The organism is Parvularcula maris, from assembly GCF_024505085.1.
Lineage (GTDB): Bacteria > Pseudomonadota > Alphaproteobacteria > Caulobacterales > Parvularculaceae > Parvularcula > Parvularcula maris.
In genome coordinates this window covers 665,059-679,350 of record NZ_JANIBC010000001.1, presented here as the reverse complement: position 1 = coordinate 679,350, position 14,292 = coordinate 665,059, and the positions used below count along the sequence as shown (strand labels likewise).

17 protein-coding genes are annotated in these 14,292 nt (G+C 63.2%); 7 read left to right on the top strand and 10 right to left on the bottom strand.

All coding sequences use genetic code 11. The annotated features are described in order from the left end of the window. The first annotated feature begins 26 nt into the window (after window positions 1-26). Both NOG11_RS15105 and NOG11_RS03335 read left to right on the top strand, forming a co-directional pair. Entirely contained in the window at window positions 27-341 is a 315-nt protein-coding gene (locus tag NOG11_RS15105) for an AbrB/MazE/SpoVT family DNA-binding domain-containing protein (RefSeq protein WP_370468203.1), read from the top strand. Continuing rightward, window positions 338-745, top strand: a complete 408-nt coding sequence (locus NOG11_RS03335; RefSeq protein ID WP_256618212.1) for a type II toxin-antitoxin system VapC family toxin — start codon at window positions 338-340, stop codon at window positions 743-745. The genes NOG11_RS15105 and NOG11_RS03335 overlap by 4 nt, the downstream gene beginning before the upstream one ends. Here NOG11_RS03335 and NOG11_RS03330 read toward each other — a convergent pair. The 6 genes from NOG11_RS03330 to NOG11_RS03305 all read right to left on the bottom strand — a co-directional run bounded on the left by NOG11_RS03330 (window position 732) and on the right by NOG11_RS03305 (window position 4,866). Further along, window positions 732-1,550: an SDR family oxidoreductase gene (locus tag NOG11_RS03330; protein ID WP_256618211.1), complete on the bottom strand. Its 819-nt coding sequence runs from the start codon at window positions 1,548-1,550 to the stop codon at window positions 732-734. The genes NOG11_RS03335 and NOG11_RS03330 overlap by 14 nt on opposite strands. After that, window positions 1,547-3,022, bottom strand: coding sequence for a GMC oxidoreductase (locus NOG11_RS03325; RefSeq protein WP_256618210.1), 1,476 nt, complete (start codon window positions 3,020-3,022; stop codon window positions 1,547-1,549). Before NOG11_RS03325 ends, NOG11_RS03330 begins: the two co-directional genes overlap by 4 nt. Window positions 3,023-3,033: 11 nt before the next feature. Next, on the bottom strand, window positions 3,034-3,174 hold the full coding sequence (locus NOG11_RS03320; RefSeq protein WP_256618209.1) for a hypothetical protein: 141 nt from the start codon (window positions 3,172-3,174) through the stop codon (window positions 3,034-3,036). A gap of 134 nt (window positions 3,175-3,308) precedes the next feature. Next, window positions 3,309-3,611: a c-type cytochrome gene (locus tag NOG11_RS03315; RefSeq protein WP_256618240.1), complete on the bottom strand. Its 303-nt coding sequence runs from the start codon at window positions 3,609-3,611 to the stop codon at window positions 3,309-3,311. A 207-nt stretch (window positions 3,612-3,818) separates the two neighbouring features. After that, the gene (locus NOG11_RS03310; protein ID WP_256618208.1) at window positions 3,819-4,064 is read right to left on the bottom strand and encodes a putative antibiotic biosynthesis monooxygenase; all 246 of its coding nucleotides are present in this window, start codon (window positions 4,062-4,064) and stop codon (window positions 3,819-3,821) included. A gap of 4 nt (window positions 4,065-4,068) precedes the next feature. Further along, window positions 4,069-4,866 (bottom strand): SDR family oxidoreductase, encoded by a 798-nt coding sequence (locus NOG11_RS03305; RefSeq protein ID WP_256618206.1) that lies wholly within the window; start codon window positions 4,864-4,866, stop codon window positions 4,069-4,071. 263 nt (window positions 4,867-5,129) lie between these two features. Here NOG11_RS03305 and NOG11_RS03300 point away from each other — a divergent pair, with 263 nt between their 5' ends. Both NOG11_RS03300 and NOG11_RS03295 read left to right on the top strand, forming a co-directional pair. Continuing rightward, window positions 5,130-6,047, top strand: a complete 918-nt coding sequence (locus NOG11_RS03300; RefSeq protein ID WP_256618205.1) for a DUF4394 domain-containing protein — start codon at window positions 5,130-5,132, stop codon at window positions 6,045-6,047. A 182-nt stretch (window positions 6,048-6,229) separates the two neighbouring features. Continuing rightward, entirely contained in the window at window positions 6,230-8,323 is a 2,094-nt protein-coding gene (locus NOG11_RS03295; RefSeq protein ID WP_256618204.1) for a M13 family metallopeptidase, read from the top strand. A gap of 100 nt (window positions 8,324-8,423) precedes the next feature. On the opposite strand, the gene NOG11_RS15100 is transcribed toward NOG11_RS03295, so the two are convergent. Next, window positions 8,424-10,361, bottom strand: a complete 1,938-nt coding sequence (locus NOG11_RS15100) for a hypothetical protein (protein WP_256618203.1) — start codon at window positions 10,359-10,361, stop codon at window positions 8,424-8,426. Between the two features lie 447 nt (window positions 10,362-10,808). Here NOG11_RS15100 and NOG11_RS03285 point away from each other — a divergent pair, with 447 nt between their 5' ends. Further along, window positions 10,809-11,081: a hypothetical protein gene (locus NOG11_RS03285; RefSeq protein WP_256618202.1), complete on the top strand. Its 273-nt coding sequence runs from the start codon at window positions 10,809-10,811 to the stop codon at window positions 11,079-11,081. 80 nt (window positions 11,082-11,161) lie between these two features. On the opposite strand, the gene NOG11_RS03280 is transcribed toward NOG11_RS03285, so the two are convergent. Genes NOG11_RS03280 through NOG11_RS03270 form a run of 3 tightly spaced genes read right to left on the bottom strand, consistent with a single transcriptional unit; the run spans window position 11,162 to window position 12,154 of the window. Continuing rightward, window positions 11,162-11,542, bottom strand: coding sequence for a YbjQ family protein (locus tag NOG11_RS03280; RefSeq protein WP_256618201.1), 381 nt, complete (start codon window positions 11,540-11,542; stop codon window positions 11,162-11,164). 3 nt (window positions 11,543-11,545) lie between these two features. After that, entirely contained in the window at window positions 11,546-11,755 is a 210-nt protein-coding gene (locus NOG11_RS03275) for a hypothetical protein (RefSeq protein ID WP_256618200.1), read from the bottom strand. 3 nt (window positions 11,756-11,758) lie between these two features. Next, window positions 11,759-12,154 (bottom strand): hypothetical protein, encoded by a 396-nt coding sequence (locus NOG11_RS03270; protein WP_256618199.1) that lies wholly within the window; start codon window positions 12,152-12,154, stop codon window positions 11,759-11,761. 103 nt (window positions 12,155-12,257) lie between these two features. Between NOG11_RS03270 and NOG11_RS03265 the strand changes: the two genes are divergently transcribed. Next, entirely contained in the window at window positions 12,258-12,800 is a 543-nt protein-coding gene (locus NOG11_RS03265) for a DsbE family thiol:disulfide interchange protein (RefSeq protein ID WP_256618198.1), read from the top strand. A 71-nt stretch (window positions 12,801-12,871) separates the two neighbouring features. Then, on the top strand, window positions 12,872-14,245 hold the full coding sequence (locus NOG11_RS03260; protein ID WP_256618197.1) for a Y-family DNA polymerase: 1,374 nt from the start codon (window positions 12,872-12,874) through the stop codon (window positions 14,243-14,245). Window positions 14,246-14,292 lie beyond the last annotated feature (47 nt).

Genomic DNA, 14,292 nt, shown 5'->3' with positions numbered 1-14,292 from the left:
GGTATTGGGTTTCTCGGCAAGCGAGGGTGTGCAGCGAAGTCCGCCTTGAACCGTCACATCTCCGAAGCTATCTTTGCCTTACTCAAAGTAAGGAGGCTCCATTGAGCTCGGCAACGCTGACCGCCAAATGTCAGCTCACGCTTCCTAAGGATGTGCGTGAGGAACTGAAGCTCGGGCCGGGCGACAGGGTGACCTTCGTCAGGCGCGAGGATGGCGGCTACCTTCTCGTTCCTGCACGGCGGAGTATCTCAGAACTGCGCGGGATGGTCAGGCCACAGCGAAAAGGTCTATCGCTAGCCGACATGGACGCAGCGATCGCAACCGCCGCTTCAGAGCAGTGATCGGTATAGATACCAACGTCCTGGTCCGCTTCCTGGTGCAGGACGATGAACGTCAGAGCGAAGCAGCCTCCCGGTTCATGGAAGGGCTTTCTTCCGACCGCCGAGGATTTCTGTCCTCCGTCGTCCTCGTCGAAACCTCATGGGTACTCGAGCGTGCCTACGGTGCCTCGCGTGAGGATATAGCTTCCGCTCTTCAGGGTCTGTTGGCCGCTCGGGAGATCGTCATCGAGAGCCCCTCGGTCGTTCGTGCCGCCCTCCGTCTTTTCAGCAGCAGCCGATCCGTTCAGTTCGCCGATGCGATGATCGTCGAGACCGCCAAAGCAGCCGGGGCCGATAGCGTGGTGACTTTCGACCGAAAGGCATCAAGGGAAGCGGCGATGACGCTACTCTCTACCGCCCCCTGATCGTCTTCCAGATCAGGCGGTCCACCATGGCGGCGGGCAGGACCTTGCGCATCAGGAGGAAGCGTTTGGCACTGGGCGGGCAAGCGTAGCGGGCCTTGGGCGAGACGGCGGTGATGGCTTTCTCGACTTCGCGTGCGACCACCACAGGGTCAGGAGCCACCTTGTGCCCTTTGTCATGGTGCCACTTGGCGTAGGCGTCGTGGTCCTCGGCATAGGCATCGAGCCGGTGCGCCTTGAGGCTCTCCTGCTCCTGGTCGCCGAAGCTCGTCCTGACGAAGCCCGAGCGAACCAGGCTCACCCCGATGCCGAAGCGCGAGACCTCGCGGCGCAGCGCATCGGTGAGACCTTCGAGGGCGTGCTTCGATGATCCGTAGACCCCCTGATAGGGCGGCACCAGGCGTCCGGTGACCGAGCCGATCTGCACGATCCGCCCCGCCCCGCGCTGGCGCATCTGAGGGAGGACGGCCCGGCAGACATTGGCGACGCCGAAGACGTTCACCTCGAACTGCCGCCGCCACTCGTCGAGCGGAACCGCTTCGATGGCGCCCATGATCGCCACCCCGGCATTGTTGACCAGATGGTCGATAGGGCTCGCCTCGGCGACGGCTTTCTCCACGGAGGCCGGGTCGGTGACGTCCATCGTCACCGTCTCGATCAGACCGGGCCGCTCTGCCGCGAGAGCCTGAAGCGGCTCCAACCGGCGACCGGCGGCGATGATGTGGAAGCCTTCGTCAGCAAGGTAGAGCGCGCAGGCCCGCCCGATGCCGCTGCCCGCGCCGGTGACGAGGACCCGCCCCCTGGTCAAGAGAGGGACAACTCACGGCTGAGATGCTCTCCGAGCCGTAGTGAGAGGGACACGATGGTCAGCGTCGGATTGGCTCCTCCTCCGGTGGAGAAGACCGAAGCGCCAGCCATATAGAGGTTGGAGAGCCCGTGCACCCGGCTGTCCTTGTCAACGACGCCATCCTCCGGTCGGACGGACATCCGGGTGGTACCCATGTGGTGACAGTGAGCGCCTATCGGGATGGTCCGGTCGAACAACTCCTCACTCACCTTCAGACGCCCAACGTTCAGCCTGGCGACCATCTTACCGAGCGCGAAAGCGTGCTGCTCAATGGTTTCCCAGTCCCTTTCTGCGACCGCATAGTGAAGAAGAAGTCTTGCCTTACCGAACTGGTCGGGATCGTCCGGGTCGACCATGATCCGGCTTTCCCGGTTGGGAACTTGCTCCATGAGCGTACCGATGAAGTACTCGTCCGGGCACGATGCATCGCCCTTGTTCGCACGGAAGAGCGGTACCGAACACGCCATCTTCGATCTGGCTTCGCGAAGGGGCGCCAAGCGGCCGTAGAACCGTCTGGTGGCCCCGGACTTCACGACCACGACACTGTTTCCGACACCGGTCTCCCGAAGGATTTCATCCTTCGGCATGAGGTGGGGCATGTGACCCCGCTCATCGAGGAACCTCTTCCAGAACCCATCCTCCGTCGACGTGATCGTACCGAAATTGATCTCGAAGTGCTCCATGAACGCTCGTCCGACCATGTCGTTCTGGTTGCCGACACCTTCCTCCTGCTGAGTGTTGGCATTCAGAAGGAAGCGCGCGTTCTCCATGGCACCGAAGGCGATGACGAAGGCTTTCGCAGCGATTTCAGCCCGTTTCCCATCGTAGCCGGTAACAATGACCTTTTCGACTTGCTGACCATCGTCGCTGACAACGAGATCAGTGACGTTCGCGTTATACAGACAATCGATGCGGTCCGACTGTTCGATCTCGTCCTTGTACTTCGGACCGAAGCGCGTCGGGGTGCTCCGTGCAGCAGCCCCCTTGCGGTAGAAAGAGTCCTCAAAAGGAAGCGGAGTCGGCTCTAGATCAGCTTGCGGAACGTCCAGTATCGACTTTGCTTCTTCGAGATGGCGGTAGACTTCGTCATATCCTATGGGCCAACCGGGCAGATCGCTTCCGGCAGCCTTCTCGAAATCCTCACGATCGAAGATCGCGCATCGACCGGCCCAGTGCCCGGAGGTTCCCCCGAAATGCCGTAGTCTACATTTCTCGATATGATTGTAAGGGACTGGACCGATATCGCGGCCTTTATACACGTCGCGGCTTTCCGGCGATGGGGCCAATCCCCCTGCCTCCAGAAGCAGAACCCGACCGCCCTTCGAAGCGACTTTGCGTGCCACTGTCATGCCTGCCGGACCGGTGCCTGCGACACAGAGGTCGTAGCTGTCGGTCAGATCGTCAGGGTCGATGTTCTTGAAATCTCGCAGCATCTGCCCGTCACCTATCGCTGAAGATCGGCTTCGCTGAGCACCCAGCCGTCCACCAGGTAGAAGCCGTCACCAAGGTCCCGCCGATCGCCTGGCTTGGTACCCGAAGCAGCTTTGGAATAAGGGGCACCGCTGCCGATCGTGTAGGCAGCCACGACAGCCGTACCTGCTATCACAGCTCCGCCTAGAAGAAGCTTCCGCCTCGTAGGCATGGCACTGACGTAATCAGCCCCGCTTCTGGCTGTTGCGGTGAAGGAAGAACTCATTTTGTCGGTCATCTCGCTGGAACTTACTGAAGAGACTGGAGATAGGCGATAATCGCCTCACGCACAGCGGGATCAGGCTCGCCGGCATAGATCATGCTCGTACCCTGCACAGTACGGGAGGGGCTGGCGATAAAATCGTCCAAAGCCCCCTTACGCCATACAATGCCGGACGACGCCAACTCCGGGGAGTAGGCGAAACCCTCTTCGGAGCCTGCCTGACGCCCGTAGACTCCATGAAGGTTGGGTCCGAGACCGCTCATTTCCCCTGGCGACACCGCATGACAGGTGGAACAGGGGGCAAAGGCCTGCCGCCCACGCTCGACCATCTCGGCCGACGGAGCCGGTTCGCCGCCGCAGGCGGAAAGAGCGGCTGCCGTCAGGAGCCCTACCACAACTCGTAATACCACCCTTGAACCGTCCTTCCGATGTCCCGCGTCCTCGTTCATGGGACGCGCTCAAATGCGGGTCAAGCAAGCAGGCCGATGTAAAAGTTTGGTGGACGGCGGGAACGCTTTGATCGCGATGGCTTACCCTCAGCCTTCCTCCCTCAAATCTCCGTCGATGCCGAGCTTCTTCTCGACGGCCGCAGTAATCTTCTTCGCCCGTTTCAGGAACAGGAACTCGATCGTCGGCACGGTGACCATGGTGGTGATCAGGACCTTGATTGGCAGTGGCGGGTCCATGCCCACCTTGCCGACGAGCCAGGTCATGAAGAGGACCGAGGGATAGACCCCCAGCCAGATGAAGAACGCCAGCAGCAGCTTCTCTTTGAGCGGCACGCGGTCAGATCTTCATCGCGTCGGAGGCGTCGCCCAGGGTCGTGCCGCCCTCGACCTCGAGGATGGTGCCGGTGACGTAGTCCGCCCCTTCCGAGGTCAGCCACAGGGCGGCGTCGGCGATGTCGTCGCGGTTGCCGAACGCCTTGAGGGCCAGCGCCTTTCTGTAGCGCTCGCGCATCTCCTCGTTGGGGGCGAGACGGTCCATGCCCTCCGTGCCGTCGATGGGGCCGGGGCTGATGGCGTTCACGCGCACCCCTTCGATGCCCCACTCCATGGCGAGACACTGGACCAGCATGTTCACCCCTGCCTTGGCGGCGCAGACATGGGACTGGAAGAGCCAGGGGCGCTTGGCCTGGGGCGCCGTGATGGCGATGAAGCTAGCGCCGGGGCGCCTGGCCTTGTGCACGGCGGCGCGGAAGACGTTGAAGGTACCCAGAAGGTCGATGTCCACCACGGACTTGAAGGCGTTGGCCGACATCTGCGCTGCGCCCGCGGGGAAGTTCCCAGCCTGACCCGCGAGCACCATGTCGATGGGACCGAACTTCTCGGCGCAGGCTTCGACGGCGGCCTCGACATCGGGGTAGCTCCTGGCATCGACGGACTGGCCCGCCGCGTCCTCGGCCCCCGCCTCCTTCAGCATGGCGACGGTGCGCTCGACCTTCTCGATGGAGCGGCTGACGACGAAGACCTTCGCGCCCGCTTCGGCGAAGCGCCTGGCGATCTGCTCGTTGATGCCGGAGGTGGCGCCGGACATGAAGCAGGTCTTGCCCTTCATGTCGTAGCGGGGGGCGGGAGCGGTCATGGCGTGGTCCTCCTGAATTGCAAGCTCAGCCCTTCCAGAGAACCGGCGCTGAGGGGAAGGAGAAAAAGCACCCTTCCCTGACGGACGCAGCGGCGATGAGAACGCTCCTCAGCCCCGTTATAGGTAACCTTAACGAAACGTGATGCGAAAACCTCCAAACCTAACTCGTTCGTGAGATTTACGCCCAATCAAAGGGTTAACGCGAGGGCCGCAGCCACCTAACCCCTGTTCACGTGTCACAGACGGCACGGGAACGAGGAAACATGCATAAGACATTGTCCGCCATCTCAGCAGCAGCGCTATCGGCCGTCGCGACGGCCTCGGCAGCGCCGACAGGCTTCGCCATCGGAGGAGTCGACAGCAACACGCTCGTGCGGTTCGACGTCGAGAATGTCGGCGACGCGACCGGCATCGCCATCTCCGGCGACGCGGCTTCGCTCGACGCTCTCGCCTACCGGCCGGAGACCGGCGAGCTCTACGGCTTCAGCCAGGACAGCCAGGCCGTGTTCCTCGTCGATCCGCTCAGCGGTCTGACGACCTTCGTCGCCAGCACCGAGGATTTCGTCGGAACCGATATCGCCGGCTTCGACTTCAACAACAACATCGACGCCGCCAGGATCGTCGGCAACAACGCGTCGAACTCGGTGTTCTTCCCGAACAACACCCCTCCGAACGTTCTTGGCGGTGCTGCGAACAATATCTTCGATCTGTTCTACGTTAGCGGTGACGCCAACGAAGGCACCGGGCCGAGCATCGTCGCCAACGCCTATACCTTCCAGATCCCCGGCGGCGACCCCAGCCAGGTGCAGTACGGCCTGGACAGCGAGACCAACTCGCTCGTCACCATCGGCAACAATAGCGGCGAGCTGAACACCGTGGCCACCGTGACCCTTGGCGGTTCGGAGCTCGACTTCAACGCCAATGCCGGCTTCGACATCTTCTTCAGTGACGAGGACGAGAACCTCGCCTTCGCGCTGCTCGACACCATCGGCGGCATCAACCTCTACGCGATCGACCTGATCACCGGCGAGGCCACCGATTTGGGTGCAACGACGACCGGTTTTGGCCTGCTGACTGGGCTTGCAGTCTTCGACCCCGTTCCTCTACCGGGCGCGGTGGTGCTGTTCGGCTCGGCGATCGCCGGGTTCGGCGCATGGAAGCGTCGCCGACAGTCCGCGTAGATCGACCGAGGCTTCGCGTAGAGTAGGAAGCTACACAAGGCTCCGGTGTACCCCATGCACCGGAGCCGCTTTGTCTCGCTGACCTGCCCTCCCCTTCTCGCTATTCGATAAGGCAGCTTGCCAAGCGGGTTTCTTTAGGGAACAAGTCCGGCCCATTGGAACGAATCCAAAAGGGACAACCTATGAGATCTCGTCAGCTTTTCCTGACCACCGCGCTGCTCAGCGCCTCCGCCCTCGCCCTGTCCGCCTGCGGCGAGACCGATGTCGAAACCGGCTCCGCCGACAATGCCAGGCCCCAAACCCAGGCCGAGGCGGCCCCCCAAGGCCCTGAACTCGGCGATTTCGGCGTCGAGACCGCCGACATGCAGGCCGAGGTCGATCCCGGTGACGACTTCTACCAGTATGTGAACGGCGCTTGGCTCGACAGCTTCGAGATCCCCGCCGAGCGCTCCAGCTACAACAGCTTCACCCGCCTCTTCGAGCGCTCCGAGGAGCGTATCCGCACCATCATTGAGGAGAGCGCCGAGGCGGACGCCGCCGCCGGCAGCCTCGAGCAGAAGATCGGCGACTACTACGCCGCCTTCATGGACACAGAGGCGATCAACTCCGCCGGTCTCGCTCCCATTCAGGACGAGCTGTCGGCCTATGCCGCCGCCGAGAGCCATGAGGACATCATCGAGCTGATGCTCGATCCCTCCTACGCCGCCCCCTCCCCCTTCGGCGTGGGCGTCGGCATCGACGCTAAGCAGCCCGATAAGCACTCGGTCTATGTGGGCCAGTCGGGTCTCGGCCTGCCCGACCGCGACTACTACCTGACCGACCAGTTCGCCGATAAGGCCGAGGCCTATGAGGCCTATCTCGGTCAGATGCTGAGCTTCGCCGGTGTGGAGAACGCCGAAGAGGCCGCCGCCGACGTCTTCGCCTTCGAGAAGGCCCTGGCCGAGGTCCACTGGTCCCGCGCCGAGCGCCGTCAACGCGACAAGACCTACAACAAGCACACCCTCGCCGAGCTCGAGGAGCTGGCCCCCGGCTTCCCTTGGGCGAGCATGATGGAGACCCTCGGCGGTGACGGAGAGGAGTACTACATCGTCTCCACGCCGAGCGCGATCGAAGGCTCCGCCGAGATCTTCCGCGACACCCCGGTCGAGACGCTGAAGAACTACCTGATGGCCCGCGCGGTCAGCAGCTACGCCAGCGTCCTCCCCCAGGAGATCGACGACGCCAACTTCGCCTTCTACGGCACCGAGCTCTCCGGCACGCCCGAGCAGCGCCCCCGCTGGAAGCGCGGCGTCTCGGCCGTCAACGGCTCGATGGGCGAGGCCGTCGGCAAGGTCTATGTCGAGCGCTACTTCCCCGAGGACAGCAAGCGGCAGATGGACGAGCTGGTCGCGAACCTCCGCGTCGCCTTCGCCGAGCGCCTCGCCAATCTCGACTGGATGAGTGAGGAGACCAAGGCCGAGGCGAAAGCCAAGCTCGACGCCTTCACGCCGAAGATCGGCTATCCGAACGAGTGGACGGACTACTCCTCCCTCGACGTGGCCGAGGGCGACCCGGTCGGCAATATGCGCGCAGCCCGCGTCTTCCGCTTCGAGGACAATTGGTCGAAGCTCGGTGAGCCGATCGACCCCGAAGAGTGGGGCATGACGCCCCAGACGGTGAACGCCTACTACTCTTCCACCCGCAACGAGATCGTCTTCCCCGCCGCCATCCTGCAGGCGCCCTTCTTCGATCCCGAAGCCGATTTGGCCGTGAACTATGGCGGCATCGGCGCAGTGATCGGCCACGAGATCGGCCACGGCTTCGACGATCAGGGAAGGAAATCTGACGGCACCGGCGCCCTGCGCGACTGGTGGACGGCGGAGGACGCCGAGCGCTTCGAGGCGAAGACCGAGGTTCTGGGTGCTCAGTACGCCACCTATGAGCCGATCGAGGGCTTCCCGATCAATCCCGACCTCACCATGGGCGAGAATATCGGCGATCTCGGCGGCCTCTCCATGGCCTACTCCGCCTACAAGCTGGCGACCGAGGGCCAGGACGTGCCCGTCATCGACGGCTTCACCGGCGACCAGCGCTTCTTCATGGCCTGGGCGCAGGTGTGGAAAGGTCTCTATAGGGACGAAGCGCTCAAGCAGCAGGTCGCCTCGGACAGCCACTCCAACGGCAAGTTCCGGGTCAACGGCGTCGTGCGCAACATGGACCCCTGGTACACCGCGTTCGAGGTCACCGAGGACGACGAGCTCTACCTCGCCCCCGAGGACCGCGTCAGCATCTGGTAAGGTCGGCAGGCGGAGCGCCCAGCACTCCGCTCCCCTCGTCGCACAGCAAAAAGGCCGGACACGAATGTCCGGCCTTTCTTCATTGGGTTGGCGCTGGAGCTTAGGCCAGGAGGTCGCCGAAGTTCTCGACGATCACCGTCTGGGTCTCGCCGATGGTCAGCACAAGGTCGCGGCCGATCGAGCTGGCCTCGACGCCCTCGAGGGAGATGAAGGCGGCGATCTCTTCGGCGGTGGAGTACTCCACGTCGTCGAAGACGAGGGTGTCCTGACCCTCCCTGAAGTCCTCGATCAGGGCGATTTCCGCATCGGTGATGTCGAAGAAGTCGGCCCCGCTGCCGCCGCGAAGGAAGTCAACGCCCCCGCCGGCCACGAGGACATCGCTGCCTGCGCCGCCGTTGAGACCGTCATTACCGTCACCGGCCACGAGAAGGTCGTTGCCAGCGCCGCCGCGGAGGTCTTCGTCTCCGTCTCCGCCGAACATAGCGTCGGAACCGCTGCCGCCCCTCAGATCGTCATTACCCGCATCGCCGAAGAGGTCGTCGTTGCCGTTGCGGCCTCGAAGGTCGTCATCGCCGTCGCCGCCGGAGAGGCCGTCACTGCCATTGCCGCCGCGAAGATCGTCGTCACCGGCTTCGCCGAAGAGGAGATCGTCACCATTATCGCCGCGCAGATCATCGTTGCCATTGCCGCCGAACAGCTCGTCGGAGCCGTTGCCGCCGCGTAGGTTGTCGTCCCCTTCGTCGCCAAGCAGGATGTCGCTGCCATTACCGCCGCTCAGAAGGTCATCACCGGCATCGCCCGACAGGATATCGTCGCCATTGCCGCCGCGAAGCGTATCGTTGCCCTCATTGCCGAAGATCGTCTGGTCGCCATTGCCGCCGTTGATACGGTCGTCGCCATCGGTTCCCACCTCGGCGGTGATGCCGATGGAGAAGTCCTGGGACAGCTCCCCGTTGGCGAGCTGGAGCTGCGCCGGGTTAAACAGACGGACCTCGAAGGCGGTGTCGATCTCGTTGCCGGTGCCGCCGAGCACCTGGTCCCGATCGAAGGTGACGAAGGTGACGTTGGTCTGCGGATCGAAGACGGCTCTTGCCGAGACGATTCCCGCCTCGCCCGCGATCTCCACGCCGACACCGACCTGGGTGGAGGTGAAGGGGTTGAGACCGTCGAGGACGATCGCGACCGTCACGCTGTCCTCGGTGACGCTGACCACGTCCCCCACCGTGACCGTACGCACGAGGCCGAGTGTCCGCAGGACGTCGAGCTCGTACACATAGACATCGGCATCGGCGACGATCGGCATGCCGATGTCGCGGAAGAGCTCCAGCTCGGCCTGACCGATCACCGTCCGGTCGCCGGGGATGACGCTGGGGTTCATCAGGGCGAAGGAGGTGTCGGGGAAGAAGTCGAGCGGCGTGCCCTGGAAGTGGCTGATGTCCGAGCCAAGTCCGGCCTGGAACTCGAGCGGCACGGCCTCGCCGTAGGCCGCGACGGAGTTCGGCCCGGTAAAGAACGGCCGCCCCTCGTCGAGCTCGACGAAGAAGTCGTAGGCGAAGCCGAACTCGATAATGAGCGGATCCGCCTCCGTGCCGAAGTTGAAGGTCGGCAGGCCGTCAGCCTCGGCAAAACCGAGGAAGCCGAGCCCGTGGGCGAACTCGTGCAGGATCACCGAGTAGAGGTCGATCAGACCAGGGGGCACGGGATCGTCGGCCTCAGGGTCGATGAAGATGCTGCCGGACTGAACGAAGGCGCCGTTGATGCCGATGATGATGTCGGCTTCCTCGCCATTCGGGTCGATGCCGGTCTGCAGCTCGAACAGCGAACCTGCGGTTAGAAGGAAGAAGTCCCCCTCATCGGTCACGCCGTTGCCGTTGCGGTCGACAAAGCCCTCCTGGACGATCTCCCGCGGCCCGGCAAAGGCGACTGTGCTGGTCTCCTCGTCGGAGAACACGTCGATCGCCACTTCCAGGCTCGCACCGACCGCCGCGCCGATGAAGGAGCTCCACGTGCTGACCACGGTCTGAGCGGTCTGAAGCACAGCGTCGAGAAAGCCCTGGTCGAAGAGGCCCGAGCTACCGGTCAGCGTGAAGTTAGCATCGAAGCTGCGCGCCTGCGGTATATCGACCGTCAGCGGGCTGGCACCGTTCGAAAGCAGGATCAGGACGAACTGTCATGAACCACAGGACAGGAACACCAGAGTTGTGAGCTGTGTTCGGCACACCAAACCAAGATATACTGAATATCATAACGGTGTTTCTCGTATATCTAGAAAACAGCGTAGTTGAGCAACCGCACCACTTGGAAAGAAGATCTACAATCCTAAGTTCTGTTTCGGCAATCGCTGATCGAGGCTTTACAAACTTCCGGTTTCACCCAAATCTACCTAACCAGAAAGCCATTCAATACTTCTGGACTCGGATCATCCGCGGCGTAGCGTCCCCTCCGCCGGCTGAGTTTTCCGGTGTTTGTTGAAGGGACAGACCTCATGCAACTGCTCATCTCGATGCTTTCTCCCATCCTTCTTGCCAGCCCCGCCGTGGATCATGCGAGGCTCGACATGGTCGCAGCGCTTCTGGCGCAGGAGCCGACGGCTACCTGTTCTTGCGAAGTCACGCGCACGGAAGGTTCGGAAACAGACGAAGAGTGCGCCTATATCTATCGGTGCACGAACGGCTTGAACGGTGAGACGACCGCCTCCTGCAATGCCGAGGAGGCCAGTTCGTCCATCACCAAGAGCATGTGCGAGGAAAGGCTCTAGGGCGCGCCCGGACCCGCACGGCAGCCGCTCCGGGGGATAAGCTCCTCACCGCCTGAACCCGGAGCGGTCCTCTAGCACCGCTAGACGCGCCGCACCATCCCGTCGCCGCTCGCCGACGCCTGAAGCGGCTTCGTGCTTGCGACCTTACCGCCGAGCTTGACCGCTGTGCCGAAGGCGAGAATCTCCGCCGCCCCCTGGGTCAACGCCGCCGTGGTGAAGTTGACGCCGATCACCGCATCCGCGCCGAGGCTTTGCGCATGGCTTTTCATGCGGTCGAGGGACTGCTCGCGCGCTTCGGCCATGAGCTTGGTGTACTCGTTGACCTCCCCGCCCACGATGTTGCGAAGCCCCGCGATGATGTCGTTACCCACATGGCGTGCACGGATGACGTTGCCGCGGACGAGGCCCAGCACCTCCGTCACCTCGTGCCCGACGACATAGTCCGTGGTGGTCATCAGCATGGCTTACTCCTTCACGTTCCTCGAGTAGTGACGGTCCTCAGGGTCCCGTGCCCGCTGCACGATGACGCCTCCGAGCATCACCCCCATGAAGAGGAGGACGCCGAGCCCGATCAGGCCGAAGGGCCAGAGCGCGATCATCCCCATGATGAGTACCGCGGCGTAGGCGACGGTAGCGAGCACCACCGCGCCTAGCATGATGTTGCCGAGGGTCACGGCCTAGATCGCCTCGGGGTGGCTGCGGCGGCGCATCAGGAGGATCACCGCGGCGAGCAGAAGGAACGGGCCAAGCACCACGCCGGCGGTGATGAACAGACCGGCGAAGATGCCGAGGAAGGCCATCAGGACGGCGAAGGCTGCGGCCAGCAGCCCGACCACGATGCCGATCGCGCCGCCGACGAGGCCGACGATCAGACCCAGAATGCCGATGATGACGCCGCCGACCACTTCCCAGGGCTGCAGCTCGTCGAAGGTTCGGCCATTGACCACGAGATCCCACTCGGCGCCGTACTGGTAAGCGGCCCAGGTCCCCATCGCCACGGCGACGATCATCAGAAACAGCAGAAACTTCCAAAAACCGCCGCCGCTACGGGGGCTATCGCTTGTGTTGTCCATCGGTCCTGACCTCCTCCTCCAAGTGACGATGCCGTAAGCATCATGTTAAACGATAAGGGGACTCCCCCTGGCCTTTGCAAGGGGGTGAGCGCAGATAGGCGCGATGAGAAAGCAGTTCCTGGTCTTCCCCCTCCTCGTGCTCGGCATTGTCGGGGTCTACGCGTTTCGCGGCCTGTCCATCGACGGCTCGTCCGCGCCTTCCGTCCTGATCGGCCAGGAGGCGCCCGCCATCGAGCTCGGCGCGGTGCCGGGCTATCCCGGACCGTTCGGCCAGGAGGCGTTCGGCGGCGAGGTGACGCTGGTGAACATCTGGGGAAGCTGGTGCATTTACTGCCTCTACGAGCACCCGGTGCTTCTCGAGATGCAGTCCGAGGGCGTGCTGATCTACGGCATCGCCTGGAACGATGCGCCTGACGACGCCGCCGCCTGGCTGGAACGCCACGGCAGCCCCTTCGCCGCCGTCGGCCTCGACCCCGAAGGCTACGCCGTCGCCCAGTTCGGCGTGACAGGGGCTCCAGAGACCTTCGTCATCGACAAGGAGGGTGTCGTCCGGTTCCGCTATGTCGGCCCTATCTCCGAGCGCGACTGGAGGCGGGTGATCAAGCCGCTGATCGCCGATCTGGAAAACGAATCGGCGAGTAGCTGACTCTCGGCGTTGACTCTTCCGGCCATGTTCTACTTTTGTTCCTACCATCGAAGCGGGAACGAAGGTGGAGCATGGTCTTTCGCGATGGTGTGCCGGGCTATTACGACCGGCTGGGCTATTTGTTCCTGGACTTCAACGCGTTCTTCGCCAGCGTGGAGCAGGCCGACAACCCCTCCTTATGCGGAAGGCCGGTCATGGTCACGCCGCTGGAAAGCGATCATACCGGCGCCATCGCGGCGAGCTACGAGGCCAGGCCCTACGGCATCAAAAGGGGCACGACAGTCCGGGAAGCCCGCCGCCTGTGTCCCGATATCGTCATCATCGCCGCGAGGCACGACCGCTATGTCGCCATCCATCAGGACATCAAGGAGACGATCGAGGAGGTGCTTCCGATCCACACGGTCTATTCGGTCGACGAGGTAGCCTGCTCCCTCTCCCCTTCCGAAGGAGAGCCCGAAGCTGCCCTTAGAACGGCCAGAGCCGTGAAGGCTGCGCTGCACCAGAGGTTCGGACCGGCCCTGCGTTCCTCTATCGGGCTGGCGCAGACGAGGCTTCTCGGCAAGCTCGCAGCGGAGTCGCGGAAGCCCGACGGCCTGACGGTCTTTCTGCCTACGGATCTTCCGCAGCGGCTGAGCGGCATGGCCCTTCACGACATCCCAGGCATCGGCAACGGCATGCTCGCCCGGCTAGAGAACGTGGAAGTTAGGACCTGCGAGCAGCTTTGGACGCTCTCGCCCAAGCAGATGCGCAAGATCTGGAACTCCGTCGAAGGCGAGCGCTTCTGGTATGCCCTTCACGGCTACGAAACCGACGAGCCGCGCAGCAAACCGAAAAAGTCCATGATCGGCCACAGCCGTGTCCTCGGCAAGGACCACGAGACGCCCGAAGGCGCTCGGATCGTCGCCCGCGCCCTGGTCCTCAAGGCGGCGGCCCGTCTCAGGCACTATGGATACCGCACACGGAATGTCAGCCTCTACTCGCAACTGCGAAAGAGGGAGGGGCAGCTCGAAGCCATGGAGGGGAGCACCTCGCTGGAAGCGACCGCCGACAGCTTTGCCATCCTAGAGGCGTTCGACCATCTCTGGACGCATCATCTCGAAGAGATCAGGCGGCGAACCGGCGTCCAGTCTCTACGGTTTGGTAAAGTCGCCATCTACCTGTCCCACCTCACGGCCCTCGGCAGTGTCGAAGAGCGTCAGACGGAGCTCTTCGCCGGGGCCGGCGATCTCGCTACGACGAGAAACCGCGAGCGCCTGTGGAAGATGATCGACGCCCTCAACGCCGATGAAGACGGCAAGATTGCTGGGCTCGGCAAGGGTAAAGAGCGGGGCCCCGCCATCGGCCGCTACGTCACCTTGGCCGCGCAGCTCAACCTCGACCTCAACTATCTGGGGGGCAAGATCGCCTTCAGCCGCGTTCCCGACCAGGCCGAGTTCGTCATGTAACCATGTTTCGCCCCTTGCGAACTTTCCCCTGAGACCGGCTGCGACCG